Raw genomic sequence first — 25832 nt, 5'->3', positions numbered from 1 at the left:
GGTCTTACGCTTTCGGCCTCACGTCCGGTTCGCGGGAGGCCGGGCGGGAAGGGGTCGGGTGAGTCGCGGGTGGACCGGAGAGGAGGGCGAGATCGTGCGAGCTGCGGGCGAACCGGACGGGAAACGAGATCGTGAGTTCTCCTCCCGGTCCGACGCGATCCGGATCCGGTCCACTGCGATCCAGCCTGACGCGATCCGGTTCAAGGTGATCCGGTTCGAGACGATCCGGTCTGACGCGATTCGGCGAGGAGCCCTCCGGTGAGGGACGACGAGGCCAGGCGGAGGATGGCGGGCGAACGCGTCGCGCGGCTGGCCACGGTGAGCGGCGACAGGACGCCGCATCTGGTGCCGGTCACGTTCGCCGTGGACGGCGACCGGGTGATGACCGCCATCGACCACAAGCCGAAGACCACGACCGACCTGCGGCGCCTGCGCGACATCCGGGAGAACGCCCGGGTGTGCGTCCTCGCCGATCACTACGACGACGACTGGACCCGGCTGTGGTGGGTGCGCGCCGACGGCGAGGCGACCGTCCTGGACACCGGTGCCGAGCGGGCCGCGGCCATAACGGCACTCGTCGAGAGATACTCCCAGTATCGGGAGCGGGCTCCCGAGGGGCCGGTGATCCTGATCGAGGTGACTCGCTGGTCCGGATGGTCGTACTCCGGAACCTGACGGACGGATCACCCGCGCGAGAAGCGCCGCGGCGACGGTGACGCCCCCTGATCGCGCGAGGGCCTCGCGAACCGCCGGCCACCTTGGCTGTACGGAGCTTCCGCGAACCGCCGGTCACCCTCTACGGTCGTGCGAGGCTCCGCGAACCGGCGGCCACCCTCACGGCCGCTCACCGGCGCCGCGTGGGCGCCGGGAGGCGTCGATGCTCGCCAGCAGCTCGCGGGTGCGGGCCTCGCCCGGCGCGTGGCCGGTCTCCCGGTGCACCGCGAGGGCCTGTTCGGCGTCGCGTCCGGCCCGCTCGGTGTCGTGGCGTCCGTGGTGGGCCCGTGACCGCGCGGTCAGGGCCTGGCCCTCGTGCATTCGGTATCCGGCGCCGCGCGCGATGACCAGCGCCAGGTCGGCGTGCCGCAGGGCCGCGTCGTGCTCGCCGAGCGAGGTCGAGCGGGCCGCCAGCCCCAGCAGCGCCTTCATCTCGGGGTATCTGGTGCCCGCCGCGCGAGCCGTCCGCAGCGCCTCCTCCTGATATCGCCCGGCGGACGTGAGGTCGCCGAGGTGCTGGTGAACGGTGCCGAGCGTGTTGAGCGCGTCCGCCACCAGGCGCCGATGGCCGGTCTGCCACGACGCGTCCAGCGCCGTCCCGGCGAGGTCGAGCGCCTCCGCGAGCCGTCCGGCGTCGCGGTGGACCGCGGCGAGGTTGCGCATGGTGTCGGCCTCGTTCCCGCGGTTGCCCACCTGCCGGTGCAGCGCGAGCGCCGCGACGAGATCCTCGCGGGCGGCGTCCAGCCGTCCCAGGGCGTGCTTCGCCTCGCCCAGCGCGGCGAGGTTGTTCGCCTCGCTGCCGCGGTGCCCGAGGCGGCGGCTCATGGCCAGTGACGCCTCAAGGCAGTCGGCCGCCTCGCGCAGGCGGCCCATCTCGAGATAGACGCAGCCCAGGTTGCCGAGGTTGACGTTCTGCCCGCCCTCAAGTCCCAGTTCGCGGTTGAGGTCGAGGGACAGCCGCAGGTCCTCGCTCGCCTGGGCCAGCATCCCGAGGTCGGCGTGGGTGGCGCCCAGGTTGCCGAGGACGGCGATCTGGCCCTCGCGCCAGCCGCTGCGCCGGGCCAGTTCGAGGGCGAGCGTGTAGTCCCGGAGGGCCTGGCGCTGCCGTCCCTGGAAACCGTGCAGGCCCGCCAGGCTGAGCCGCAGCATGGTCTGCGCCCTCAGATTCCCCGCGCTCTCGGCGGCGGTGAGTCCCGCCTCGACCACGGTCGTCCAGTCGACGGCGCTGTGGCGGAGGAAGAAGTATCCGCGCAGCGTGTCCGCGATGAGCCAGGCCAGCTCGTGCGGCCCGTGCGCGGCGGTGAACGTGACGGCCGCCACCAGGTTGGACACCTCGCCGTCGAGCCAGGCGGACGCCGCCGCGTGGTCGTCGAAGCCGCCGGGCGACGGCGCGACCTCGGCGGGCGGCAGCTCCAGGCGCATGAACTGCGGGTACAGCAGCCGGGCGGCGACATCCGAGGTGGCCAGGTAGCGCCGGTGCAGGCGGGTGAGCGCCGCCCGGCGCTGGTCCTCGGTCTCCTCGCTCTCCGCGTACTCCGCCGCGCACAGCCGCAGCAGGTCGTGCTGGGCGAACCGGCCGGGTGCCGGCTCGTCCACCAGGTGCGCCGACGTCAGGACGCCCACCAGCCCGGCGGCCTCCGCCGGTGTGGTGTCCAGCAGCGCCGCCATCGCCGCTACGGTGGCGTCGGGCCCGGTGACGAGTCCGAGCAGCCGGAAGAGCCGCCGCGCCGGGACGGGCAGGACGGCGTACGACAGCTGGAAGGCGGCCCTGACCGCCGACTCGGGGTCGCCGGGAACCTGGAGGGCGCTGAGCCTGTTGCCCTCGCGCAGTTCCCCGCTGTACTCCGCCAGCGTCCGGTGCCTGCTGCCGAGGAGGTTGGCGGCGGCGATTCGCAGGGCGAGCGGGAGGTGCCCGCAGAGCGTGGCGAGATCGAGCGCGGCCGAGGGTTCGGCGCGCAGCCGGGCGGAACCGAGCAGGCGGTTCAGCAGGGTGTGCGACTCCCGGGCGGTCAGCACGTCCAGGACCAGCCGGTGCGCCCCGTCGCGCGCGACGAGCCCGCCGAGGGCGTCCCTGCTGGTGATGACGGCGACCGAGCCGGTGTCTCCCGGCAGCAGCGGCCTGACCTGGTCGGGGCCGGCGGCGTTGTCCAGCAGGACGAGCACCCGCCTGCCCGACAGCAGGGTCCGGTAGAGCGCGGCGGCCTCCTCCTGGTCGGAGGGCACCTGGTCGGGTGGCACGCCCAGCGAGTGCAGGAACCGCGACAGCACGTCGATCGGACGCAACGGGCTGTCGGCCGCGTACCCGCGCAGGTTCACGTGCAGCTGCCCGTCGGCGAACCGGTGCCGTACGCGGTGTGCCCAGTGCACCGCGAGGGCGGTCTTGCCGACCCCCGCCGTTCCCGTGATCACCGCGATCGTCGGATTCTCCCCGGCCCTCTCCAGCAGCCTGTCCAGCTGCCGCAGCGGTGCCACGCGCCCCGCGAACGCGGGTACCCCGGCGGGCAACTGGGCGGGAACCGCCACCGCCCCCGAGGACGGTGCCGGTGCCAGGGCGGCCGGGGCGGCGAGGGGCGCCAACGGGCGGCGGCGGAGGATGTCCAGGTGCGCCGCGCGTAACTCGGCGCCCGGCTCGACGTTCAGCTCACCGGCGAGCCTGGCGCGGATGTCGGCGAACAGGCGCAGCGCCGCGACCTGCTCACCGCAGCCCGCGAGCGCCGTCATGAGCCGGGCGGCGAGCCCCTCGTGCAGGGGTTCGTCGTTCACGAGCGGCCACAGTGACGCGGCGACGCGCCGGTGGTCGGCCTCACCGTCCGCGATGTCGGCGTAGCCGAGCGCCGCCTCGACGCGGCGACGGGACGCCGCCACCGCGGCGGGGTGGTCGCGGAGCGTGCCGGGCGACCCGGCCAGTACGGGGCCGCGCCAGCATCCCAGCGCCTCGGCCAGCAGTTCCCGCGCCCCGGCACGGTCTCCCGAGGCCCCCGCCCGTTCGGCCTCGGCGCGCAGCGCGTCGAACCTGCCGAGGTCGAGTTGCCCGTCGGCCACGTCGAGGACGTACCCGTCCGGCGTGCGCAGGATCGTCCGTGCCGCCTCCCGGGCCGCCCGCGCGGGCTCCAGGGAGGTCCGCAGCCGGCCGACGTAGACCTGGACGAGGTTGCCGCACGTCCGAGGCGGGTTGTGCTCCCACAGCACGTCGACGATCTCCCCCGTCGAGACGGGCTGCCCCGGTCGCAGCGCCAGGAGCCCGAGCAGCGCGCGGGGCATGGCCGAACCGACCTCCAGCGCCGCCCCGCCCCGCCGCACCGACAGCGCGCCCAGCACGCCGATCCACAGGTCGTCCCCGCCGTTCCCGCCGTCGCCGTCGTCCCCGGCGCCCGCGCGGGTCAGCGGGCCGCGGGCGGCCGGTCCCCGGTCGGCGAGCTCGAAGGCGGCGAGCAGCCCGGCCCGCTCGGCGTCGCGGATCGGCAGGGCGGAGACCAGACGCTCCAGGGAGGTGCGGTGCGGGCGGGCGACCCTGCCCCGCTCGATGTCGCGGATCGTGCGGACGCTCACCCCCGCCCGGACCGCGAGGTCACGCTGGCTCCACCCGGCCGCGGCCCGTCGGCTCCGCAGCGCCTCTCCCGCCGAAACCTGTACCGATCGTCTCTGCATGACTGCGCGTCTCTCCCGTCGCACATCCGCCGATCACGCGTGTTGCTGCCGGAGTTCCTGCCGGTTCTGCCGCTCGCTCACCCTCGCCCGCCCGCCCGGCAGCGGAGTACGGCCTGCTCGGCGCGGTGCCGACCGGCTCGCGGATTTGTTAAGAATCTTTGCAGTAAAGCACACGGTGCCCCTCTTTAACGTCGTCGTCGAGGACAGCGGCTCGCACAGACGGGAGAGAACCGTGGGGTATGTCGCGATCGCGTGCGGCGTCGTGCAGATCGTCGTGTTCGCCGCCGCCGTAGTGGGCAAGGCGCGTGACGCGGAGGCGTTCCGCGCGTTCGCCCGCTCCCTGGTGGAGACGCGGCTGGTCGCACCCCGATGGCGCACGGGGACCGCCACCGGGGTGATCCTCGCGGAGGTGTCGGCGGTACTGCTGCTCGCCACGCCGGGCGCGGCGGCCCCCGGCTTCGCCGTCGCCGCCGCGCTCTGCGCGGTCCTCACCGGCGGGGTCGCGGCGACCCTCCTGCGCCGGGTGCGGGCGTCCTGCCTGTGCTTCGGCACCCGGTCGAGTCCGATGGGGTGGCCCCACCTGGTCCGCAACGCGCTCCTGACGGCCGTCGCCGCCCTCGGTTACGCGGCCACGACCGTGGCCGCGGTTCCGTCCGCGATCCGCGCGGAGGGTGTCGCGGTGGCCGTCCTCGCGGGGCTGGTCGGAGCGCTCCTGCTCATCCGGTTCGACGATCTCGTGCACATCTTCCAGCCGCCCGGCTCTCCGGCCGGCTCTCCAGACAGGAGCGTGCTCCGATGACGTACCTCGTCGCCGCCGTCGTTCTCTGCTTGACGCTGACGGTTCTCAATCTCGTCGTGCTGCTGGGGGTCGTCTCGCGGCTGCGGCTCCTCGGCGCGGCACGGCCCCCCGGGCACAGTCACAGCCACGGGCACGGCCGTGGGGAGGTACCCGCACCGGTGCTGCCACCCGGCGCCACACCGGCGGAGTTCGCGGCGACCACTCTCGACGGGGAGCCCGTCGACGGGCGAGGCGCCCGCCTGGTCGGATTCTTCACCCCCCAGTGCTCGCTCTGCCACGAGCGGCTGCCGCAGGTGATCGAGTACGCCGAGCGCGGCGGTTTCCGGCGTGAGGACGTGCTGGCGGTGCTGATCGGCGACCCGGAGGAGACGAGCGAGCTCGCGGCCCGGCTCGGAGCGGTGGCGCGCGTCGTCGTCGAGGAGATCGACGGCCCGGTGTACCGCGCGTTCGCGGTGCACGGCCTGCCCGCGATGTACCTGATGGACGACCGGGGCGCGGTCCGCGCGTCGGGCACCGACCTGACCGGCTTCCCGGTCGTCACACCGGCGTGAACGCGGCCCAGGACCCGGCTCCGGACGGCGGCGGGAATCCGGTCCGGGGGAGCGGCGCGAGCCGGTCCACGGGTGAGGCCCCAAGCCCGGTTCCGGGTGGCGGGAACCCGGTCCGGGGCGCGGGAGGGGGCGCCGGAGGGGGCGCGGGTGCCAGCCCGGCCCTGGGGGTGCGCACCGGGCTCGGGCATGCGCGCCGGGCGGCGGCACTGGCCTGGACGAGCGGTCGCGGGCACGTGGTGGGGCAGGTCGTGCTCGCCTGCGCCGCGGGACTGGTGCCCGTCCTGACGGCCTGGTTCACCAAGCTCGTCCTGGACGGGCTGACCGGTCCCGGCGCCACGGTCTCCGCGCTGCTCCCGTACGCGGTCGCCCTGCTGGTGCTGGGGGCGCTGGCCGGAACCGTGCCGCACCTGGCGGGATACGCCGAGGCGGAGCTGGAGCGCCGGGTGAACCTGCTGGCCAGGGACCGTCTCTACACGGCCGTCAACCGGCTGCCCGGCCTCGTACGGCTGGAGAACCCGGGCTTCCAGGACAGGCTGCACCTCGCCGAGCAGGCGAGCCGGTCGGGTCCCGGACGGCTGGTGACGAGCGCTCTCGGCCTCGCGCAGGCGGGCATCGTGATCGGCGGGTTCCTCGCGACCCTCATGACGGTGAGCCCCGTCGCCGCGGGCCTGGTCCTGCTGGCCGTGGTGCCCCTCGTCCGCGTGCATCTCGACCTGAGCCGGGAGCAGGCCGCCATGCTCTGGAGCACCGGCCACGGCCAGCGCCGCGAGCTGTTCTTCGCCCGGCTGCTGAGCATGCCGCACGCGGCCAAGGAGGTACGGCTCTTCGGCCTCGGTGACTTCTTCCGCGACCGCATGCTGGCGGAGCTGCGGGCGGTCAGCGCCGAGCAGCGCCGCGTCGGGCTGCGCCAGCTGCGCGGCCAGGGCGCGCTGGCCCTGCTGGCGGCGGCGATCGCGGGCGCCGGGCTGGTGTGGATCATCGGCGAGGCGGTGGCGGGACGGGCCACGGTGGGGGATCTCTCCGTGTTCGTGGCGGCCGTCGCCGGAACGCAGGGCGCCCTGGCCGCCGGGGTGCGGCGCCTCGCCGCGGCACACCAGTCGCTGCTGCTGTTCGACCACTACGAGGCGGTACGCGGGGCCGAGCCGGATCTGTCGCTGCCGTCCCACCCGATGGCCGCCTCCGCCCTCGGTCACGGCGTCGAGCTGCGGGACGTCTGGTTCCGCTACGGGCCCGAGCAGCCGTGGATCCTGCGCGGAGTCACCCTGTCCATCCCGTTCGGGCGGTCGCTCGCGCTCGTCGGCCTCAACGGCGCGGGCAAGAGCACCCTGGTCAAGCTCCTGTGCCGCTTCCACGACCCCGAGCGGGGATCCATCCTGTGGGACGGCGTCGACCTGCGCGACCTGGACCCGGCGGCGCTGCGCGAGCGGGTCGGGGCCGTGTTCCAGGACTTCGGCGAGTACGACCTGAGCGTCGCGGAGAACATCGCCGTCGGCGACCTCTCCGCACTCGGCGACCACCCGCGTGTCGAGGCCGCGGCCGTCCGGGCGGGTGCGGACGCGATGATCCGCCGGTTGCCGCACGGGTACGACACGTTGCTGACCAAGGTGTTCTTCCGAGGCTCCGCCGGCGACGAGGAGCAGGCCGGGGTGACCCTGTCCGGCGGGCAGTGGCAGCGGGTGGCCCTGGCTCGCGCCCTGCTGCGGGACCGGTGCGACCTCATGATCCTCGACGAGCCCAGCTCGGGACTCGACCCGCACGCCGAGCACGAGGTGCACACCATCCTGCGCGAGCACCGGACCGGCCGGACCACGCTGCTGATCTCACACCGGCTGAGCGCCGTCCGCGACGCGGACGCGATCGCCGTCCTCGCCGACGGGCGGATCGCGGAACTCGGCGGCCACGACGAGCTGGTACGCGCGGGCGGCCGGTACGCGGAGCTCTTCGAGATCCAGGCACGCGGGTACGCCACGGCGGTCGCCCCGTGACCGCGCCTCTCTCAGCGGGGTCGCTCGCCGGTGGGGGGCGTCCGGTGACCGCGCCTCCCTCGGCGGGGTCGCTCGCTGGCGGGGGGCGTCCGGTGACCGCCTTCCCGGACGCGGGGGGCGTCGGGTGACCGCGCCCGTGCCGGGGGTGTGGATGGCGGCCTTCCTCGTGCTTCTCGTGCTTGTCCTGGTCCCGCTGGTGCTGCGGCGGCACTTCCTCACGGTCACCGTCAGCGGCCGGAGCATGGAACCCACGCTGCGCGACGGCGATCGCGTTCTGGTGCGCAGGGCGGGCATCCGCGCGGTGCGCGCCGGAGCGCTCGCGGTGATGGCCGCGCCCGCCGAGATGGGGCGGGACTGGATGGTCAAGCGGGTGGTCGCGGTACCCGGCGACCCGGTGCCGCACCGGGAGGTCCCGGCCCTGTCCGCCACCCGTGACCGCGTCGTACCCGCCGATCGCCTCGTCGTCGTCGGCGACAACCTCGCGGTCAGCCTCGACTCGCGCAGGTTCGGCTACGTGCACGCCCGGCAGCTGCTCGGCGTGGTCGTCCGCCACCTGCCACCGTCTCCGAGCCGGCACCTCGCCGGCCGGTGAGTGAAAAGGGAGAACAGCAATGATCAAGTTCGCGCAGCGGGCCGGAGAGCGGCTCCTCACCCACCTTCTGCCCAGCACCACCGCCGGGGCGATCTGCATTCCCCAGACCTACTGCAGCCACTGCGGGGGCGGCTGGTACAAGCGTCACTGGATCTTCGCCGACTGCTCCTCCGACTACACCGCCTGCGGAGACTGCTGACGGAACGCGGGAAGCGGGATACCGGGGGCTGGGCGGCGGTGAGCCGTCCAGCCCCTCCCGGCGTGTTCCCGCCGACGCCGTGAGCGGGCTCCCGCGAGGGACGCGCGGTCTCCGAGGGGGCGACCGGATTCGGAACGAGCCAACAAAGGTACCGCGCTGCCGTAGCGCGAGGTGTGGCTAACCGTATAGAGGTACGACACCCCTTTGTTTAAGACTTGACGTAAGTCCAGAGGGCGCCGGGAGTCAAGTTCCACAACATGGTGACGGTCTTCCTCGACGGCAGCGGCGGCATCGAACGGACGATCGACGACGCGGGCACCCCCGTCGTCGGGTCGTACGGGACGAGCAACGTCGTCAGCTACCCCTGACCTGAACCGATTCGCGAACGCGGCGCGTCGGCGCGTGTCATTTCCCCTCCGGCGGGGACACGTCCTTACGCGGCCCGCGCAACAGGAACCATAGGAGCGAGGCCTGGAGCAGCCCGGCGACGGTGAGCAGCAGCAGGTGCGCGCCGACGGGAAGGGCCTCCCCGGGGATCATCATCACCAGCCACGAGAGCGGCAGGGTCACCAGGATCAACATGACCGCCGACAGGCCCTGGTCGTCCGACTGGAGCATGCCGACCGCGACGACGACGAGCCCGGCGATGACGAGCAGGACGTAGAGGCCGCTGACGACGAGGGCGAGGGTGCCCCGCCTGTACCGGGACGCCGGGCGGAACACACTGCGAATTGATGTCATGACTCCGACTCTGCCCCAGGATCGCCATCGAGATCTCGGGACGAACACCTAACCTGCCCCGGTACGGATACTCGGCACCAACAGTGTCAACGGCGTCAACGAAGCCGACGGCGCCGAGGCTCGGACAGGCCGCCACCGTGTCCGGGCCGGGTCTCACGCGCGCTGCTCTGCGGGGAAACCGGTCCAGCGCAGCTCGGCGGGCAGGTGGCTCATGTCGTTGAAGAAGAGGAGGGCAGAGGGGCGGCCGGGCGCGTACCGGATGACGGTCAGCGCCGCGTTGCAGTGGTTGAGCCCCAGCCACCGCCACCGTGGGGCGTCCTGCGCGGCCCGTACGAGCCAGCCGACCAGGAAGTTGTGGGTGACGACCAGTTCGTGGCGGTCCTCGTCGCCCTCCACCGGGCCCGTCAGCCGCTCCAGGGCTTCGCGGGCCAGCGCCTCGCCGCGCTCGCGCTCCTCCGCAGGGAACAGGCCGAGGAAGCGGAGGAAGTGGTCGGCCGCCTCGGGCGGCAGTTCCTCTCTTTCCGGGGTGTAGGGGACGTAGTCTCCGGCGACCTCCGAGACACGCAGGGGGACTTCGTCCAACTGCTCGCCGACCAGCCGCGCGGTCTGGTCGGCCCGGGGCAGCGGGCCGTGGTGGATCGCCGAGATGGGCACACCCCGGAGCCGCCTGCCGAGCAGCACGGCCTGCCGGCGGCCGTTCTCCGTCAGCTCGCCTTCGACCGGCGAGGCCTCGCCGTGCCGGGTGAGGTACAGATAGCGGGTCGCCGTTCCGGCCATCTCTGGACGCTCCTGTCAGTGGTCACGTTCGTCCGGGTACGTCGCTCAGCCCAGCAGCTCCGGAGGGGGAGGGGGAGTCGTGGCGTGGACGAATCCCAGCCTCGCGCTGGGCGGTATCGCCTGATGGGTCACTCCGTCGGTGATGAAGCCGCACATGCCCAGTTCCACACGCAGGCGGATCTCGCCGACGCCTTCCTGCCTGATGAGCCAGAGTTCCCAGAACGTGGGCGCGGGGCACCGCCTGATCCGGTTCGGTGCCCTGTTTTCCCTGATCTCCTCTATGAGGACGTGCGCGACCTGACCGGAGACCACGCGGGAGCCCACCAGCGTGGCCTGTTCCATGCCCGTATGGGTGTGGTAGCCGCAGGCTCTGACAACGGCCGGTGCGCCGGTGAGATCCAGCAGGCCCCGCTCCGGATTGTCCGGTAGGGCGAGCGTCGAGGGGCAGTCGTACGGCTCCCCGGTCAACGGGTGCGACATGATCACGTCCAGCTGTATACGGGTCCGGGAATGGACGCAAGCATCTGACGAACCGTGACTTCCGTCCATGCCCGGCCAGGCATGCGGAGCGGCCGAGTTCGGGGATCAACGGTGGTCAGGGTCGCTCTGCCACGTCTCGAATCGGAGGGCGGGCGAATCCGCGGAGTCCCGGAACCGCTTCGCCCTGTCCACACAGCCGGGGCAGATGGGTTCCTCGACCGATCTGGCCGTCGCCTCCGGTGTCGGCTCGCGGAAGCCACCCAGCACCGTCATGCCGGGAGGAAGACCGCTCTCGGGATCGATCGTGACCGTCGTGACGCTCGCGGGGATGAAACCGAAGGTGTGCTTGCATACGTAGCATCTGCCGATTGTCGTAATCTGCTCATCTGCCATATGGCGTCTGACCTCCTCAACAGCACCGTACATCCTGGTCGATTTCCCCTGCCTCTCGTGCGCGTGCGGGCGGTCGACGGAGATCGCTTGACAGCAGGCGGATCTCACGCGGACGCGCCCGGTCTCTCCCGTTATCCGCGGACCCGAGGGGCGCCCACGGAGCGCCTCGGGACCGGTCGCGCCTGGCTTCTCCCGTCACCCGCGGACCCCGGTCTTGTCTGGGGGGTCGCCCCGGAGTCTCGTCGTTTCCGAGTGCTTCCCGATCGGACGCTGCTCGTGCTTCCCTGGAGGCTAGGGTGATCCAATGTCGGACTTTTCCTCACGAGACAGGCGATTGCGCCGCTACTGGGACCGGCAAGCCGATTCCTATGACCGGCGGATGGCGGTGGCCGAGGATCGCCTCTTCGCCGACACCCGTCCCTGGCTGTGCGGTCAGGCGGTCGGCGACGTGTTGGAGGTGGCGGTCGGCACCGGTCTGAACCTCGCCCACTACCCCCACGAGGTGCGGCTCACCGGTGTGGAGTGGAGCGCCTCGATGCTGGCGACGGCCCGGCGCCGAGCCGACGACCTCGGCCGGGCGGTCGATCTGCGGCAGGACGACGCGCGGGCGCTGAGCTTCGCCGACGAACGCTTCGACACGGTCGTGTGCACGTTCGCGATGTGCGGGTTCCCCGACGAGCGGGTGGTGCTCGCCGAGATGGCACGGGTCCTGCGGCCGGGCGGGTCGCTGCTCCTGGCCGACCACGTAGCCTCGTCGGCCTGGCCGGTCCGGGTGCTGCAGGGGCTGGTGGACGCGGTCACCGTACCGCTGTCCGGGGAGCACTACCGCCGCCGGCCGGTGCGCCTGGTACGCGCGATGGGATTCACCGTCGAGCGTCACGAGCGCTTCAAGCTCGGCGTCATCGAGCGGTTCGCGGCCAGGAAACCCGGTGGCGCCGACGTCCGACCGCGAGCGGCCGGTGGTGTCTGACCGCGAGTGAACGATGGGATCTGACCGCGAGCGGCCGGTGGGGCCCAGGCGCGTGGCACTCCTCCACGGCGTCGGCGTCCGGCCAGCCCGCTCGTCAACAGCCTGTTCGTCACCGGCCCGTTCGTCACCGGAGGAGAACCGGGGCGAGCGACCGGAGGGTGTCCAGACACCCCTCCACATCGTCGGCCAGAGGCTGGACGCACACGTGGTCGGCTCCGGCCTCGTGGTGCGCGCCGACCCGCTCGGAGATCGTCTCGGGGCCGCCCCAGCAGACGATCGCGTCGACGAGAGCGTCACTGCCGCCGTCGACGAGATCGGCGTCGGGCCAGCCGAGCGTACGCAGATGGTTCAGATAGTTCGGCAGCTTCAGGTAGGACGCCATGTAGTCCCGGGCGATCGTCCGGGCCCGGTCGGCGTCGGTCTCCAGGACCACCGCCTGTTCGGGAACGAGCAACAGGTCGGGGCCGATGGTCTCCCGGGCCATGGCGGTGTGCTCGGGGGTGACGAAGTAGGTGTGCGCGCCCTGAGAGCGCTCGGCGGCCATTCGCAGCATCTTCGTCCGCAGCGCGGCGAGCATCCGGGCCGGCGGCTCGGGCAGGGGCGCGTCGTAGGGCGCCTGGTCCATGGCGTCGAGGTACGCGCGCATGGTCTCGATAGGTCGCCCGTACTCATGTCCGCGGATGGTGACCAGCGGGGCGTGGCTCACGCCGAGTCCGAGGACGAAGCGACCCGACGACATCTCGGCCAGAGCGTTCGCCCCGGCCACCGCGGCGGCCGCGTCCCGCCCGTAGATGTTGGCGATACCGGTGGCGACCATGAGCCTCTGGGTGCCGGAGAGCAGGATCGCGGAGTTGACCAGGGACTCCTTGCCACCGGGCGCCTCGGCGATCCAGAGGGCCCCGTAACCGAGCTCCTCGATGGCCGAGGCGACCCTGCGGCCCGTGGCGGCCGATTCCCCGCCCAGGAGCGAGAGCCACACGCCCACCTTGCCCAGGCGCTCCTTGAGTATGGGCAGGTCGACCACCGGGGTACGTCGCTTCCGCATGGCGGGTCCTTCCGGGAAGCCTGGCTGAGACGGTCACACGCCTGTTCCGGCCGGGGAGCTCGTGCCCCGTCCTCCGCGGTCGTCGAGACACGGTCGCCGAGACCCGCTCCCGGTGCCGGTCACGATCAAAGCCTTCCTGACCACGGAGGTGGGAGAACTCCCTCAGCGCGCCGGCTTGTCCATTCCAGACCGAACCTGTTGTCTTTCCACGGCCTGAGCGGGGGATTCCAACGTCGTGACGCGGACCGGGCGGCCCGTGTCGTCTCCGGAGCCGGAGGAGCGGGGACACCACGACTTCCGGTCGGCGGGCAGGACGGCCGGTCCACGGCGGATCGGTGAGCTCGGTGCCTGGGAGACACCGTGTGAGCGCGAGCCTCCCAGCCTCCAGGTCGAGTCACGCAAGGGCCCGGTACCGGCCGGGCCGACCCGGCCGGCTACAGGGCCACCAGCATGGAGACGAGCACGAAGGCGGCGAAGAGGGCGACGATGATGCCCAGGCCGAACAGGAAGCCGGACCCTCCGAGGCGATTCCTGTTCGGGCCACCAAGGTCGATCACGACGGTCTTAGCGATCACGTCATGAAGACATCGGCGTTTCGAGTCGCCGAATATCCACAGCATGTCGACCAGGTTGATCAGCACCCCGATATACGGCACCGACATCATGGCGGGGTAGGCGAGAGCACGGATTCCCGCATGACGGAGGCTCGGTGGCCCTCCGGTCACGCTGGACACCACCTTCAGACGGCAGAGCCGCTTGCCGAGCGTCTGGCCCCACAGCGCGTGTTGCACCCAGAAGTAGGCGGCGAAAAGGACGGTGACCGCGACTTCGATCGGCCAGTTGGGATTCCCCGCGTAGGGGTTGAGATAACTGACGAGGACCGATTTCTCGGACACCTCGACATCTTCAAGCAGTGAATAAACCGGCGAGATCACTATGACACAGATCAGGCTGTCGATAAGGGAGGCCGCGAGGCGGTGACGCCTCGCGGCGAGAGTTGGTGTTGCCGGAACGTGGGGGGCGACTGTCATGCCGGTAAGTGTGCCGGACAATTCTGACATGTGACACCGGAGTGGCGGGAGGTGCCGGGGACCGGCGGGTTGAGCGCGGCCGCGATCGACCGCCCGCGCGGACCCGGCTGCTTCCCGGCGGTGCGGTCACCCACCAGCAGCACGAATCCACCAGACGCGAGATGTTCGCGGATCCGCTTGTCCCCAGACGGCCAACACCATCAGAGCGATTAGTGGACGACGCTCCTGCAACTGGCCACCACTCAATGAGCGCCGCCCCTCCGCTCGTGACCGGAGATTCGCACACCGATTAGAAGACGGATAGCCGAAGCATGTCGTTGACACCCACTGCTGCTCACCCCAGAAATGTCGAACATCGGCCAATGGAGCCAGCCCGTGCGCAGGTAATCGAGCCACTCGAAGTGGGGTGCTCACGAAGGACAGCAGAGCCGTTTGGGTGATAAATGCTTCAGCGTGGTCTTGTGGTCGACGTGACCGTTAGATGACCGTCCCAGCAGCACGCAATGCGGCTGGAGGCCATTTCCGGCCGGGCCGGCGCCAGTTCAGGCACCGGCCTCAAGCACGGCGAGGTCGCGCACCGCATAACGGTGATGCTCGGCCTCTTCCTTCAGCACCACCTTGAGGCAGCGGCGCACGACGTACTCCTGGTCGGGATACGGGTCCGCCGGCCTGCGACCGCACACCCGATCGAGCTCGGCCTCGGTGAGCCCGTCGACGACACGCCGCATCGTGGCCATGCGGGCGAGCCGCGGTGCGAGCACCTCGTCGAGTGTCGGGGTGGCTTCGAGGGTGAGACCGAGCTTCGCCGTCGCGTCGGGCGGCATCCCGCCGTAAGGGAAGCCCAACGGGTGGTACGGCGCTTCCTCTTCCAGCACGGCATTGCCGAGCCAGGCATCACCGGCGAACAGCAGGTGCCGTTGGGTCTCGACCAACGACCACTCGCCGTTGACCTGCTCGTGCAGCGTGGCCTCGGGCAACAGCCTGGCGCGGTCGAGTGTCGCCGCCCACAGCGCCTCGATGGCATCCCAAGCAGCCCGGTAGTCGCCGGGGGATGCGGCCTCACGCGCCAGCACCCGCGTGGGGTGCTGCCGGTCGAGCTCGGCCTTGACGTAGGCGGTCACGTCGACGTCGTTGACGACGAGACGCTCGAAGTCGCCACCGAGGTAGACGTCGCTCCCATAGCAGTCAACGATCTTCAGGTTGCTGACCTCGCAATCGCGGATTTCGAGACCGGCAAGGTCGCACAGGTGGATGCGGGCACCACGGAACTGGTCACTCTGGGCGTACTCAGCAGCCATCGAGGCAGTCTTCCGCACCCGTCCCGCCTGCGCCACCTTTGGCAACCAAGTTTCGGGGCCAACGTGCTCACGCCCGCGTCCCGCTTCGCTTGGGCGACACAGGCCAGCCGCAGGGCGCCGATCGCCCGCAACCGAGGGAGCGCCCGCCGAAGTCAGGCGATCGACGGCCGACGCGAGGTGGCCAACCAAAGAATCTTGGTCGCGCTCGTCAGGCGATACGGATCATGCTCCGTGGAAGGACCCCGGGACTCCTCGGGGTCTTTCGCCGTTCCGGCCCCGGAATCCTCGGGCTCGCCTGAGAGAACGGGGCCGGATCCATTCCGCGTATGTTCCGCGAGTGGTGACATACGGCTGCCTGAGATGCTCGGACCCCGGACAAGCGAAAGACCAGGTCAGCGCGTGGATGACCTGGTCTTGGCTGTGCACCCTGCAGGATTCGAACCTGCGACCGTCGGATTAGAAGTGGATTGCTACTTATCGGCTTGACAGTGCGCTGACCTGCTGGCGAGTCACGTGATCCCATTGGGGGAGGGGAGGTGAATCCGCGTATGTTCCGGATCTTGAAAAGTGCTCAGTCTCCATCGCGGGTACCCACGCGAGGGTCACGCCTTTCTGTTGCTCCCCTTGTCGGCGCATTTTTACAGGGCATCGCCGTAGACGTGACCGCTTTCCAAAATGGAGCCGCCGCGGGCAGCGGCGAAGTCGTACCATATTTGCTCCGACAGTCGGTCTCTGGCAAGCAGTTCTATCCCCTCTTCGAGCGCCCACTCCCGAACAGCCCCCTCCACCACCAGGCCCTGTTCATCGCGCGGAAGGTTCTTTTGGTCCGCGCTACACAGCAAGTATGAGGCGATCAGGCGCGCGGACACTCGCCCATTTCCCGGCACGTTCAGGTCTCTCTCGGCTGCCCAGCGGCGAACCTCCTGGGTCACGGCACGAGGAATCTGTAGGTGTCTGACCTCCTTGCTGCCTTCGGCGCGACAGCCGCAACTGCGCGTATTGCCACGGGTCACGTCAGCTTGGACGAGAGCTTCGGCCTTGTTGCCACATCGACAGTAATAATCGCGGAGAGTCACCCCCTTCCTCGTGGCCGACCTGTATGGAGGACCCGCCGGTCTCAGCCAGCTGGCAGCATCCGGCGGCGTGACACGCAGTTCTCTTAACTTGCGCGGTGTCCCCTCCGGTTTGCGCTTGCTCGCACGCGGCCGCTTGACGCCCCACACGCACTCGATGTACCGCTCAGCCAGGTCGGCCGACTTGGCCTGACCCACGCGGACGTAATCGGTCAGGCCCGGGACAGGACGTCGCAGTCTTTCCACGAGCGCCTGTCCCACCTTCGTGGCTGCCTCATAGGCGGTAGCCCTCTCGCCCAGCTTGACAATGACCGCACCTGGAGAGTCCAACTCGGGTACGCTCCCGAGCCGGACATGGACCGGCAGATAGCCCAGTTGAAGGAGAATGCGATCTTTCAACGCAGTGAACGCAAGCCGGTCCCTTCGTTTTCCGGAGTGGTGGAAAGCGCCGTCGTATTCCAAGCCGATGAGGTAGCCGCCGAATTCGAAGATCGCATCGACTTCAATCTTCCCGTACCGGAATTCAGCTGGCTTCAGGTGGGCCGGTATCGGAATGCGATGTGAGCCGAAGTTCGGCAGACCGTCCGGTAGCCGAGGGTCCGAGCGGTCGGGTTGCACGAGCGTCAGAAGCCCCGACAGTTCCGCGGTGAGGCGGACCTGCTCCTTCGAAAGGCCGGAGGGCGAGCAGTCCGGGCAGCCGCCGCTTGCGACCCGGTTCGCGATCGTTGCGTACCAGCGATGACCGTGACGACATCGCCACGGCAGTTCTGCGTACCGCTTGCCGAGTTCAACGCCACCCTTGCGCGTGGCGTTGTGCCTGCTGGTGGGAAGGGTGTGGGGGTCCAAGTCGTCATCATCGAGTTGAGCCGCAATCTCGGGAAACCAGGTGTGGAGAGAGTTCGTGTCGTCGATGACGTAACCCGCGCACACAAGGCACGCATTGCCCTGCAAAGCACGCTCTTTCACTACTGCGCTGAAGCGGTGCGTCACTTTGTGCCACAGACCCGACTCCGGGTTTGCCGCCCAGGTGTGGCACTCCCAATCGACAAGGTCATGGGATGCGAACGAGAGCTCGTTTGCGGGAATCGCACCTCGATACTGCTCAGCGAGCGCAGATACGTCGGCAAGCGAGGTCAAATGTCGGCACTCTGGGCATCCGGCACCGGCCTGGATGCGATCTTTGGGCCAGGCGGGCCACGATGGGTGTCCCTGCTTCAGTGGGCATAGCCAACGGTACGGGCTCGGTATCCCCGCCCGGCCCTGGTGGCTCGCCAGCACCTGGGCTGGAGAGGCTGGATTCGCGGGATGCCACTGCAGGGCCACTTCGGGGATGTCTGCCACAGTGACGGTTCCACGGCCAAGCGGCCTAGTCCGCCACCGCTCCTTGACGACGGCCTTGTGCTTGTCCCAGTATGCGGTAACGTCACCCTGTCGTTTCCGGGCTGCGGCGACTTGTTCGCGGATATGGGCTCGGCGCTCTGTCGAGACGCTCTCCCAGTATCTGCGCATCTCCTGGAGTATCCGCAGGCGATCCTTCAGATCGGTGCCGGGAGTCAACGGCGTAGGCACAGCCGGCCATGAAGCATCCAAGAGGCGTCTCCGGAACTACAAGGAAGTGTCAGGACTTGGATCATTATTGGCCACTTGGGCCTCGGCCAGAAACGCCTGAACGCCTATAAGAACAATTCGGCAAACTTCTTCCTGCTGGGCAAGGGGCTCTGAGCTACCAGTCTGACTGGCGGCAGGTACAGGATTTGAACCTCTGTAGGCGAAACCAGCAGTTTTACAGGACGTGACGGCTCTCACTTCGACATAGTGCTTGACCTGCGGCGTGACACCTCCCTGGTGCTCTCGCCACCATGATCATTGCACACATCTACATCACTGCAGGTGGGGCCAAGGTTCAACCAGCGATCGGTCTGAGTTCCTAGCGGACCCTTCCTCAGCCGATCCACGATCGACTTCCATGCCTCATGCGCTGGTGGTCCCCATGGGGAAGCACGGGGCCATCACTCTCCCCGCCCTGGCGTAACCCTCCAAGGCGCTTTGCTGGCGTGCCTTCCAGACACCGCAACCTGGCCTATCTGTCAACAGACCGCGACGGAATGTAACGCCTAGCGTGAGCCGTCGGCGAGGAAACACGGAGGGCACACATGGGCAAGGGCAAGCGGATACGAGCGCAGCGCAAACCAGAGTCACCGCTGAACAAGCGAGCCCTGGTCGAAGGATGGGCCGCCACGCCTCAGCTCCTTATCCGGCAAGCCACCACCGCAGACATGGACCGGGTGGGTGAATTCGCAGGGATGGTCGGAGTCGAGATGGAAAGCCAACTCTTTAACTCCGTAGCTGAGGGATTCGCCGGCGCTGCACTCCAGGTCTGCCTTCAAGGCGGGCGAGAAGCGTTCAAAGGGTATATGGCTAAGAAGTTCTTCGATAAGCAAGAGGACCCCACCACCATCTATCTCAACTGCGCGCTCATCCTCGTAGCCGAACACCGCGACCATGGAATCGTGGGTGCCCTGGTAGCTTATCCGCCAGTGAGCGTGGTGCAGATGTACATCCAATCCATGCGCACCAGCGACCCAAAGCAGATCTTGAATGCGGTGATATGCGGGGCACTCGGCGTATCGAGGATCAAGGCGCTGGCCGTGGTGGAGTCTGCACGTAGGGCAGGAATTGGCAGCGCCTTGCTCAAGTACTGCACGCGGATCTACTCCCACTGCGGCTACCAGTTGCTCTACGGGCAGATGCCGTCCGCCACTCCTGGCCTTGATCTCTTCTACCAGCGGCACGGGTTCGACGTGCTACCGCCGGAGACCCCGCTCAACTTGTGGGTGATCTTCGGCAACAATGCTCTCGTCGGGCCGGGCCCGGACGAGCAGTTCTTTGTTCGTCTCATATAAGAGGCACTCAGACGACGCCAGTTCCTTTGCGCTGCTTGCACATCCACACGGTAGTGACGGCCGTGCCCCGCCAGCAGTCGTTGTCTCGACGAGTTTCTCAGCTGCGGGCGCCCTGACAGTAAGGAGAGGTCAGGGAAAGGTTGAAGAGCCTTCTCTCGATTGTCCAATCAAGCAATAAAAGGGGAGCCGAAGCTGAACCCAATGATACACTCATCCATGATCAACAAATCGCCTACTCGCGCCATTTTTCCAGAATTCCCGAAACGGCAACATCCAACCAATCTTGTTGCCATTCGGTATGAAAATTAATGTCATGCGAATCCGGCCGTCGATCAATGTCATCGATTTTAACCAGAGACGGCACCAAGATTGAATCGCCAATGACAATGACTTCCTGCTTTTCCAAAGAGGGCAGCGCGTCAGTTATGGCACCCACCGTATCGGGAAGTAGCCGCTTAACATAGTGCTGGTCAGCAGGGTTAGTGAGGCGCATCGCAACGAAATTATTGCACTGCGAAAAAACGGTTTCCGATATCTCTGATGGACGCTGGCTAACAATCATAAGTGAAACGCCGTATTTCCGACCTTCTTTTGCTATACGCTCGATGGCTTTTTTCACCGATCCATATCTGGCTCCTTCGCTCTGTGGTATGTAGTTATGAGCCTCTTCGTAGACTAGCAAAAAGGGAAGATCTCTACCGCTAGAGACCTTATTCTTTTTGAAGTAGAAGTTGAACGTGAATATCAGTCGCGTGATGAGCGATACGACAACGCTTAGCACCTCAAAAGGTATTCCGCTCAGGTCAATTATTGTTATATTTCTCTTTTTCTGGAATCCGTAACCAGTGAACTGACCAAGGATCTCAGCTAGATCATCTGTCCCATACTCAGACTCTTCGGCATCTTCTTTACGAGGGTTTAAGAGAAATGAAAGCCGCTTGTCATTTAGTCGCGCATCAAGGCGCATCAAGAATCGATTAAACTCGCCGTGAAAAGGGCCGTTGCTAGCCTTTCTCCCACCTGCCGTAGATTGCTCCGCAAATCTAAGCAGAGAGGGGAAATAGAAGTCGGAACGATTCTGAACTAAATCGCCATTAGCCAACTTGGGCAGGTGTTCGTTATCAAGCTTTCCGATAACCTCCAAGTTTAGATTACTCAGATAGTTAATAACCTCCCGCAAGCTAAAATAGACAGGTGAGTCATACGAAACCCCTCTGCCCCCTTCTCGCAAATAACGCTTTTTGTTCTCAATAACGGCTTGCCTGAATTGCGATATTTGATTGTGCGAGTTATTCTCGCGACTCTCTATAAACATCTCCTCCAGCTCTTCTGAATTCATGAGCCAGTAAGGGAGCTTAAGATTTGTTGTATCTATAACATTTGAATCCGGAAAAGCTGATCGATATTCGCCGTGCAGATCAAATATGATAACGTGTGAGTTATTTAATATCCCACCATTCTCTTGAGCGCTGGACGGCTTTGTTCCCTCCTGAATGATCTTCGCAACAGTACATGACTTTCCGGATCCCGTTGATCCAATAACCCCTATATGCTTACCGAAAAACTTGTCACCATCGACTACTACACGAACAGCTTCATTTTGAACTAAGGATCCAAAACTAAACTTCTTCTTATCTTCTACGCTGCTATATATCTCTTCCAGAACATCTTTTCCTGCGATCTCAATTCGTGTCGGAGGAATGGCTATTTGCTTTCCACCTCGGCTAAACTTCCCGTCTTGAAGACGACCAACTGGCTGTGTATCAATCACGAAGCTGAGCGTGCTTAGCTCCTGGCCGCTAGCATCCCCTAGGCGATCCTTGATGCGATAACTTTTAACGATGACGACCATAGCCAAGTCGTTATCGTCGGAAATCTTTAGATAACTGCCTATCTCTATCTCTACGCCAAGATCACGATACTCGTCGGAAGATCTCACCTCGATCTGTATTAAGTCAGGTGCTACGCTAATTACACTTGCCACTTCACTCAGATCTGTCATGTCGAGGCCCTTAATATGTGGATCATTTCTTCTGTATTAGTCGATCGCAGATGGAACTCATAAGGAACTTTGTCAGAGGAGTAGCAAGCTGGCGAGGCATGGCTAAAGCTAACGATCACATGCGGGCTCTTAAGCTCATGCATGTACTTGATATATGTATCCGACCCGACAATCCGAATACTGTGAGATGCCGATCTTATCTTACTTCCATTAACGTTTATCACAGGAGGGGTATCGAATATTTCCGGACTGAAAGCTATGCTTTCATAACCGTCATTGAACACGATTCCTTCATTGATTAAGCTCACTTTAAGAGCACCAACATCAGAATCGGCCCCTTCGACAACCACGGTCCATGGCTTAGCGCTGTGGAGTCGGCCAGGACCGTAGTGCTCTGTCGCTAGGATTTCGATTAAGTGTGCAATTTCCCTCACCCTGCCGTTTTGGGCAGCATCTCGACCATTAACCACTAGAGTTCTCCGGTTAGTTGGCCTAAGGGATCTCGATGTTTTTAATCGACTACGCATCATCTTAGCGATGCGTGTCCTCCCAAGAACTTCTTCCTGCCATCGAGTGAAGAGCATCTTCCGCTTATTGACTTGCTCGATAAATTCCCCTTTCTTTATTTTTCGTTCATCCTCGGTGGGCCTCATAGCGAGATCCATTACATAGGCAATTGCATTTCCGTAGTGAAGGTCTTTGGAGTCTTCCAGCGTTGCAAACATTTTTTCGCTTAACGCCGCAAGAACTTCTTGCTTCTGACTTTCAATAGAATTGCCAGATGTGATGGTGAAGTGTCGAACGAAATCCCTTAAGACTTCTTCCGAGAAGTCCTTATAGTGCTCAATGGTTTCGGCCGACTTACGCTTCGTTTCCGTCAGCGAAATTTTTAGATCTTGGAGAGTCAATGCTGTGGGAGCTTGGCGTCCATCCGCATAATGAGCATAAAGGCGATACTGCCAACGCCTCCCGTCATTAAAAGATTGCAGCATAGGGAGGATGACATCCCTCAAGCCAGCGAGAGAGTATTTAGCGCTTGCTAGATATTTACATTGAATCGACTCTGGAAGGATTCCGTTGTCGATGTCAATATCTTCACATCCCTCCACAGTGACAACGCTGTCCCGGGAAGCCTGCAAGATCTCTATTATGGTGCGATCGAACTGGTAGACGTAACCCCGGATCGCTGCGCTAGCTACTCGATTCCCCGGCTGATGAAAACTAGTCATTTACGTAGGTAAGCCTTACTACGCCAGAGACCAGGACAACATAACTACACCTGCAAGAGCGAGCCGTTCCTCTGGCGAGCAGACGTCCGGCCTCGACAGCATTCCCGATCTTGCTGGGGATCCACGAAGCTCCTGCTTGTGACCACACAACTGTAGGAGTTTAGCAACACGAACCTCATGGCTATCACAAGTTCACCAAGTCTAGCCACGCATCACCGCTAACTACTGCAACACCAAGATCCTTAAAGCCAGAAAGCGTCTAAACCCTCAAAAAGAGACATAAGGTTGCATTTCATGTCTATTTGACCCTTCATCGCTAACTTCTCTGGCTTTCACATCCGTGATGTCCGCATATCGGTGGGCTGGGGCTGAGGTACGAAGTCCCAGACCGTCGATCGCCCCCAGCCCTGAGTAGACCTCAACCGTCATCAGGCGATCGTCGGGCGCAACCGTCTTAGACCCGAGAACAGCAGTGTCGGCGGACACGTCAATCTGGTGGTGGGACGGTGGCGCGGCCCAGGTGCGGCGACTGATGGGCAAGTGCGGGGGGCGCGCAGTGCGGCGGGCGGCGGGCCGTGCGGCGGCGAGCGCCGCCGCGCTTGATACCTATGAGAACAATTCGGCAGTGTGTTGGCATGATCCAAAACACTTCGGATTGCATCGAGGTTCGCGTCACTGCTGGCAGCCGTGATGAGGCTGATCGGATTTGTTCGGCAGTGGTGGAGCGTCGGCTAGCCGCAGGGGCTCAGATCGTCGCGCCGATCGAGTCGACCTACTGGTGGGCCGGGGAGATCCAGCGCTCTAGCGAGTGGTTGTTGCTGATGACGACGGCCAGCGAGCGATTCGAGGACCTGGCTCGGTGTGTGCGAGAGCTGCACTCTTATGAGGTGCCGCAGATCATCGCCAGCGCACTCGTAGCCGGCACGACTGACTACCTGGAGTGGATCAGGCGGGAGACGGCCCCGCGGTCCGGCGAGTAGCGGCGATGTCGCCGAGCAGCTCGCGAACAGCCTGATCGGTGTGAGGCGCCAGGGCCTTCTCCACGGTGGCGAGGTGCTCGATCCCCCAGGTGGATTCGCTGCGCTGGGCGGATTCCAGGGCTCGGCGGGCGTAGGTGATTCCTTCGGCAATGTCGCCGATCTGGAGGTGGGCCTGGGCGATGTCGGCGTAGACGATCGCGGCCTTCTTGTGGTCGCTCTCCTGAGCAACGGCCGACAGGGCGGTCTGGCCAGCTTCGATGACGTGGTGCTCATCGCCAAGTCGCACGTAGGTGGAGAGCTGGAAGGCGGCCATCCGGCCGGGGTCCAGGAAGCGAGTCCAGGCGCGTTCGCGGTGGGGGCGGGCTCGGCCGTATGCCTCTTCGGCCTGGTGCATCACCTCGATGGCGCGGCGGTCACCGAGGGCGGCGAGTTCTTCGGCTTCGCGGCTGAGCAGCCAGGCGCGGGTGGCGTCGTCTCCCTGGGCGGGGAGGAACTGCTGAGCCTGGCGTATGGCCTCGTAGGCGGCGCGGCCTTCGACGGCGTACGACTTGTAGGCGTGGGTGCACGCTTGGATGATCTGGTGTCCGCTCTCTTTTGCGGCCAGGGCTGAGACGCGTTCGAATGCGGTGGATTGTCCGGGCTGCTTGAGGTCCCAGGCGATCCAGGAGGCGAGGGTGGCGGCTTCGCCGGCGGTGTAGGCCAGACGTCGGCGGAAGCGGTCGGAGGGGCCGCTTTGGAGCAGGGTGCTGAGTTCGTTGATGTGGGTGGTGAGCCCTTGGTAGATGGCTCGGGCCGGAAGGACGTACTCCAGGCGGTGAAAGCCGATGGTGCGCGCTTCGAGACGCTCGATGGTGTCGTCATCGAGGGCTTGGGGTCCGGTCAGGGCGCGAGAGAGTCGCTCCCAGGGGTCGCTGATGGTGGCCGCGGCTTCGGCGGTCATTCCGGCGGCGAGCAGGAGCATCGTTCGACGGTCCATCGGTGAGTCCAGCCTTCCCGCGATCCAGGCCAGCGTTGGAAGGTCGACGTCCCAGGGGTCGTCGAGCCGGCGCGGGCTGGTGGCTACGACGCTTTCCATGCTAGGCAGAGAGCTTGTTGGCCTTCCATCCCGAGACAGGATGACTGCGGCGGGATGAGCGGTGGTGTCGATCACGCGAGATGGCGTGGTGCGGGTGGGGGCGAGTCCCAGGGCCATGCGGGCGGGGTTGGGTATGTCCAGGCCATCGGCGACGCGTTCGAAGACGTCGAAGGCGGTGACCTTGACGGTTCCCTTCATGATCTCGCTGATCTTGCCTTGGCTGAGGTTCACGGCGGTGCCGATGCGGGTTTGACTGACTCCGGCGTATTGGCGGATGAGTTGAAACACTTGGCCGATATTGCGGTTTTGGAGGGCTGTTAGCATTTCGGGGCGCTGCCACAGTTCCGGCAGGATAACGACTGGTTTAGTCGCATCTGCGGGCATACGTGGTGTCTCCTTTGCGGCCTCGGCTTCCGGATATACAACGCTTGCCGTTGAGAGTTATCCCGTCAAGGGATATTGACTATTCGGGGCAAGGATTCCGGCTCGGGATGGGTTGAGTAACCCCAGGTGACGAACCTTGATCCATGACTTCCGAGGATGAGTCGACGGGCGAGGATTGCGGGGCCTGCTGTGGCCGTGGCTGGCGGTGGATTCGCCGGAGCCGTGCCGATGTCGAATGCCGTATTGACGGTCAGGCGGTAAAGCCGGTCCGGATCAAGTGCTTCGACCGCCTGGGTTCTGGCGAGGTGGCAGCGGAATGAGCGGGAATGAGATTCGGGCCATCAGCCGGCAGAAGGCGATCACGCCGGTACGGGCGGCGCGGCGGCTGCATGATGAGTTGGCCGCGTTGAACATCGCCTCGGATGTTCATGACGGGTACGGGCTGGCGTTGGTGTCGGTCTGGTTCGGGCTGGTCGTGTGGACCGACGGCCAGGTGTTTCGCTGGTGGGCCGGACAGGAGACGGGCCGGGCTCGCCTTCGGCGATATGCCTTCTGCCCTGCGGGAGATCCGGCGACGGCTGCACGCCGGGTGGCCGATCGCTACGGTGAGCTTCGCGAGCGAGGACCGGTCCCGGTTCCCGGCCCGAGTGGGTGTGCTCCGCAGTGATCGAGCTGACGGGCTGCCTGAGCCCCCACGTGCCCACACCACAGAAGGGCCACACGCGGCTGGTCTGGCTGACCCCTGACCGGGGGACGGCGCGCCTGCGGGTGATCACCTGGACCTGCTACTGCCGGGCCACCCTGTACGAGCTGTGCCAGGCCGGAGGGCAAGGCTTCATCCGGCGCACGCTTCAACTAGAAGGCAGCCCGGCAATACACGAGACCTATCGGTGGCCGATCCGGCAGGCCAGCGATATATGGAGGGCGTTGCTCTCCGGGGAGGCCCGATAGGCGGACGCGGCG

At 66.1% G+C, this 25832-nt stretch carries 23 protein-coding genes; 11 read left to right on the top strand and 12 right to left on the bottom strand.

The features are described 5' to 3' along the window. Positions 1–258 precede the first annotated feature (258 nt). Positions 259–675, top strand: a complete 417-nt coding sequence (locus ABD817_RS10230) for a TIGR03668 family PPOX class F420-dependent oxidoreductase (RefSeq protein WP_344917543.1) — start codon at positions 259–261, stop codon at positions 673–675. A gap of 159 nt (positions 676–834) precedes the next feature. Here the strand turns inward: ABD817_RS10230 and ABD817_RS10225 are convergent, their stop codons facing one another. Next, positions 835–4362: a BTAD domain-containing putative transcriptional regulator gene (locus ABD817_RS10225; RefSeq protein ID WP_344917541.1), complete on the bottom strand. Its 3528-nt coding sequence runs from the start codon at positions 4360–4362 to the stop codon at positions 835–837. A 232-nt stretch (positions 4363–4594) separates the two neighbouring features. On the opposite strand from ABD817_RS10225, the gene ABD817_RS10220 reads away from it, so the two are divergent. From ABD817_RS10220 to ABD817_RS10200, 5 genes are all read left to right on the top strand, one after another. After that, positions 4595–5161, top strand: coding sequence for a MauE/DoxX family redox-associated membrane protein (locus ABD817_RS10220; RefSeq protein ID WP_344917539.1), 567 nt, complete (start codon positions 4595–4597; stop codon positions 5159–5161). Next, positions 5158–5712: a TlpA disulfide reductase family protein gene (locus ABD817_RS10215; protein WP_344917537.1), complete on the top strand. Its 555-nt coding sequence runs from the start codon at positions 5158–5160 to the stop codon at positions 5710–5712. The genes ABD817_RS10220 and ABD817_RS10215 overlap by 4 nt, the downstream gene beginning before the upstream one ends. Positions 5713–5879: 167 nt before the next feature. Then, positions 5880–7697 (top strand): ABC transporter ATP-binding protein, encoded by a 1818-nt coding sequence (locus ABD817_RS10210; RefSeq protein WP_344917535.1) that lies wholly within the window; start codon positions 5880–5882, stop codon positions 7695–7697. A 124-nt stretch (positions 7698–7821) separates the two neighbouring features. Next, positions 7822–8289: a signal peptidase I gene (lepB, locus tag ABD817_RS10205; protein WP_344917533.1), complete on the top strand. Its 468-nt coding sequence runs from the start codon at positions 7822–7824 to the stop codon at positions 8287–8289. Between the two features lie 19 nt (positions 8290–8308). Continuing rightward, on the top strand, positions 8309–8488 hold the full coding sequence (locus tag ABD817_RS10200) for a hypothetical protein (protein WP_329084556.1): 180 nt from the start codon (positions 8309–8311) through the stop codon (positions 8486–8488). 405 nt (positions 8489–8893) lie between these two features. Here ABD817_RS10200 and ABD817_RS10195 read toward each other — a convergent pair whose 3' ends face one another. The 4 genes from ABD817_RS10195 to ABD817_RS10180 all read right to left on the bottom strand — a co-directional run bounded on the left by ABD817_RS10195 (position 8894) and on the right by ABD817_RS10180 (position 10879). Then, positions 8894–9229, bottom strand: a complete 336-nt coding sequence (locus ABD817_RS10195) for an SCO4225 family membrane protein (RefSeq protein ID WP_344917531.1) — start codon at positions 9227–9229, stop codon at positions 8894–8896. A 153-nt stretch (positions 9230–9382) separates the two neighbouring features. Further along, positions 9383–10006, bottom strand: coding sequence for a histidine phosphatase family protein (locus tag ABD817_RS10190; protein WP_344917529.1), 624 nt, complete (start codon positions 10004–10006; stop codon positions 9383–9385). 45 nt (positions 10007–10051) lie between these two features. Continuing rightward, positions 10052–10486, bottom strand: a complete 435-nt coding sequence (locus tag ABD817_RS10185) for a hypothetical protein (RefSeq protein ID WP_344917527.1) — start codon at positions 10484–10486, stop codon at positions 10052–10054. Between the two features lie 105 nt (positions 10487–10591). After that, complete coding sequence (locus tag ABD817_RS10180) at positions 10592–10879, bottom strand: hypothetical protein (RefSeq protein WP_344917525.1); 288 nt, start codon at positions 10877–10879, stop codon at positions 10592–10594. Positions 10880–11183: 304 nt separating this feature from the next. Between ABD817_RS10180 and ABD817_RS10175 the strand changes: the two genes are divergently transcribed. Continuing rightward, positions 11184–11849 (top strand): class I SAM-dependent methyltransferase, encoded by a 666-nt coding sequence (locus ABD817_RS10175; RefSeq protein WP_344917523.1) that lies wholly within the window; start codon positions 11184–11186, stop codon positions 11847–11849. Between the two features lie 124 nt (positions 11850–11973). On the opposite strand, the gene ABD817_RS10170 is transcribed toward ABD817_RS10175, so the two are convergent. The 4 genes from ABD817_RS10170 to ABD817_RS10155 form a co-directional block, all read right to left on the bottom strand. Beyond that, a complete protein-coding gene (locus ABD817_RS10170; protein ID WP_344917521.1) occupies positions 11974–12894 on the bottom strand; it encodes a TIGR03620 family F420-dependent LLM class oxidoreductase in 921 nt (306 codons plus the stop codon). Positions 12895–13328: 434 nt separating this feature from the next. Beyond that, positions 13329–13925 (bottom strand): RDD family protein, encoded by a 597-nt coding sequence (locus ABD817_RS10165; RefSeq protein ID WP_344917519.1) that lies wholly within the window; start codon positions 13923–13925, stop codon positions 13329–13331. A gap of 542 nt (positions 13926–14467) precedes the next feature. Continuing rightward, positions 14468–15223, bottom strand: a complete 756-nt coding sequence (locus tag ABD817_RS10160) for a DinB family protein (RefSeq protein WP_344917517.1) — start codon at positions 15221–15223, stop codon at positions 14468–14470. Between the two features lie 638 nt (positions 15224–15861). Continuing rightward, a complete protein-coding gene (locus ABD817_RS10155; protein ID WP_344917515.1) occupies positions 15862–17433 on the bottom strand; it encodes a zinc-ribbon domain-containing protein in 1572 nt (523 codons plus the stop codon). A gap of 1016 nt (positions 17434–18449) precedes the next feature. Between ABD817_RS10155 and ABD817_RS10150 the strand changes: the two genes are divergently transcribed. Continuing rightward, a complete protein-coding gene (locus tag ABD817_RS10150; RefSeq protein WP_344917513.1) occupies positions 18450–19199 on the top strand; it encodes a GNAT family N-acetyltransferase in 750 nt (249 codons plus the stop codon). A gap of 232 nt (positions 19200–19431) precedes the next feature. Here ABD817_RS10150 and ABD817_RS10145 read toward each other — a convergent pair whose 3' ends face one another. Further along, a complete protein-coding gene (locus tag ABD817_RS10145; RefSeq protein ID WP_344917511.1) occupies positions 19432–21201 on the bottom strand; it encodes an ATP-binding protein in 1770 nt (589 codons plus the stop codon). Next, positions 21198–22430: a hypothetical protein gene (locus ABD817_RS10140; protein ID WP_344917509.1), complete on the bottom strand. Its 1233-nt coding sequence runs from the start codon at positions 22428–22430 to the stop codon at positions 21198–21200. The genes ABD817_RS10145 and ABD817_RS10140 overlap by 4 nt, the downstream gene beginning before the upstream one ends. Before the next feature lie 719 nt (positions 22431–23149). Here ABD817_RS10140 and cutA point away from each other — a divergent pair. Further along, positions 23150–23410 (top strand): divalent-cation tolerance protein CutA, encoded by a 261-nt coding sequence (gene cutA / locus ABD817_RS10135; protein WP_344917507.1) that lies wholly within the window; start codon positions 23150–23152, stop codon positions 23408–23410. On the opposite strand, the gene ABD817_RS10130 is transcribed toward cutA, so the two are convergent. Beyond that, positions 23376–24869 carry an NsdA family TPR-like regulatory protein gene (locus ABD817_RS10130; protein WP_344917505.1) on the bottom strand — a complete coding sequence of 498 codons (1494 nt, stop codon included), beginning with the start codon at positions 24867–24869 and terminating at the stop codon, positions 23376–23378. The two genes, cutA and ABD817_RS10130, sit on opposite strands and share 35 nt — an antisense overlap. Before the next feature lie 316 nt (positions 24870–25185). Here ABD817_RS10130 and ABD817_RS10125 point away from each other — a divergent pair, with 316 nt between their 5' ends. Continuing rightward, on the top strand, positions 25186–25536 hold the full coding sequence (locus ABD817_RS10125; RefSeq protein WP_344917503.1) for a hypothetical protein: 351 nt from the start codon (positions 25186–25188) through the stop codon (positions 25534–25536). Continuing rightward, positions 25533–25820, top strand: coding sequence for a hypothetical protein (locus tag ABD817_RS10120; protein WP_344917502.1), 288 nt, complete (start codon positions 25533–25535; stop codon positions 25818–25820). The genes ABD817_RS10125 and ABD817_RS10120 overlap by 4 nt, the downstream gene beginning before the upstream one ends. The last annotated feature ends 12 nt before the right edge of the window (positions 25821–25832 follow it).

The sequence above is a fragment of the Streptosporangium oxazolinicum genome (genome assembly GCF_039537505.1).
In the GTDB taxonomy this organism is placed as follows: Bacteria; Actinomycetota; Actinomycetes; order Streptosporangiales; family Streptosporangiaceae; genus Streptosporangium; species Streptosporangium oxazolinicum.
Note: the sequence above shows the minus strand (reverse complement) of the source record. Positions and strands in the feature narration are given on the sequence as shown.

Excerpts from the sequence above, each read along its gene's own strand:
- ABD817_RS10190 (WP_344917529.1), bottom strand. The coding sequence starts at position 10,006 with ATGGCCGGAACGGCGACCCGCTATCTGTACCTCACCCGGCACGGCGAG.
- ABD817_RS10200 (WP_329084556.1), top strand. The coding sequence starts at position 8,309 with ATGATCAAGTTCGCGCAGCGGGCCGGAGAGCGGCTCCTCACCCACCTT.
- ABD817_RS10225 (WP_344917541.1), bottom strand. The coding sequence starts at position 4,362 with ATGCAGAGACGATCGGTACAGGTTTCGGCGGGAGAGGCGCTGCGGAGC.
- ABD817_RS10125 (WP_344917503.1), top strand. The coding sequence starts at position 25,186 with ATGAGCGGGAATGAGATTCGGGCCATCAGCCGGCAGAAGGCGATCACG.
- ABD817_RS10130 (WP_344917505.1), bottom strand. The coding sequence starts at position 24,869 with ATGCCCGCAGATGCGACTAAACCAGTCGTTATCCTGCCGGAACTGTGG.
- ABD817_RS10180 (WP_344917525.1), bottom strand. The coding sequence starts at position 10,879 with ATGGCAGATGAGCAGATTACGACAATCGGCAGATGCTACGTATGCAAG.
- ABD817_RS10165 (WP_344917519.1), bottom strand. The coding sequence starts at position 13,925 with ATGACAGTCGCCCCCCACGTTCCGGCAACACCAACTCTCGCCGCGAGG.
- ABD817_RS10185 (WP_344917527.1), bottom strand. The coding sequence starts at position 10,486 with ATGTCGCACCCGTTGACCGGGGAGCCGTACGACTGCCCCTCGACGCTC.
- ABD817_RS10150 (WP_344917513.1), top strand. The coding sequence starts at position 18,450 with ATGGGCAAGGGCAAGCGGATACGAGCGCAGCGCAAACCAGAGTCACCG.
- ABD817_RS10175 (WP_344917523.1), top strand. The coding sequence starts at position 11,184 with ATGTCGGACTTTTCCTCACGAGACAGGCGATTGCGCCGCTACTGGGAC.
- ABD817_RS10160 (WP_344917517.1), bottom strand. The coding sequence starts at position 15,223 with ATGGCTGCTGAGTACGCCCAGAGTGACCAGTTCCGTGGTGCCCGCATC.
- ABD817_RS10170 (WP_344917521.1), bottom strand. The coding sequence starts at position 12,894 with ATGCGGAAGCGACGTACCCCGGTGGTCGACCTGCCCATACTCAAGGAG.
- ABD817_RS10140 (WP_344917509.1), bottom strand. The coding sequence starts at position 22,430 with ATGACTAGTTTTCATCAGCCGGGGAATCGAGTAGCTAGCGCAGCGATC.
- ABD817_RS10195 (WP_344917531.1), bottom strand. The coding sequence starts at position 9,229 with ATGACATCAATTCGCAGTGTGTTCCGCCCGGCGTCCCGGTACAGGCGG.
- ABD817_RS10215 (WP_344917537.1), top strand. The coding sequence starts at position 5,158 with ATGACGTACCTCGTCGCCGCCGTCGTTCTCTGCTTGACGCTGACGGTT.
- ABD817_RS10145 (WP_344917511.1), bottom strand. The coding sequence starts at position 21,201 with ATGACAGATCTGAGTGAAGTGGCAAGTGTAATTAGCGTAGCACCTGAC.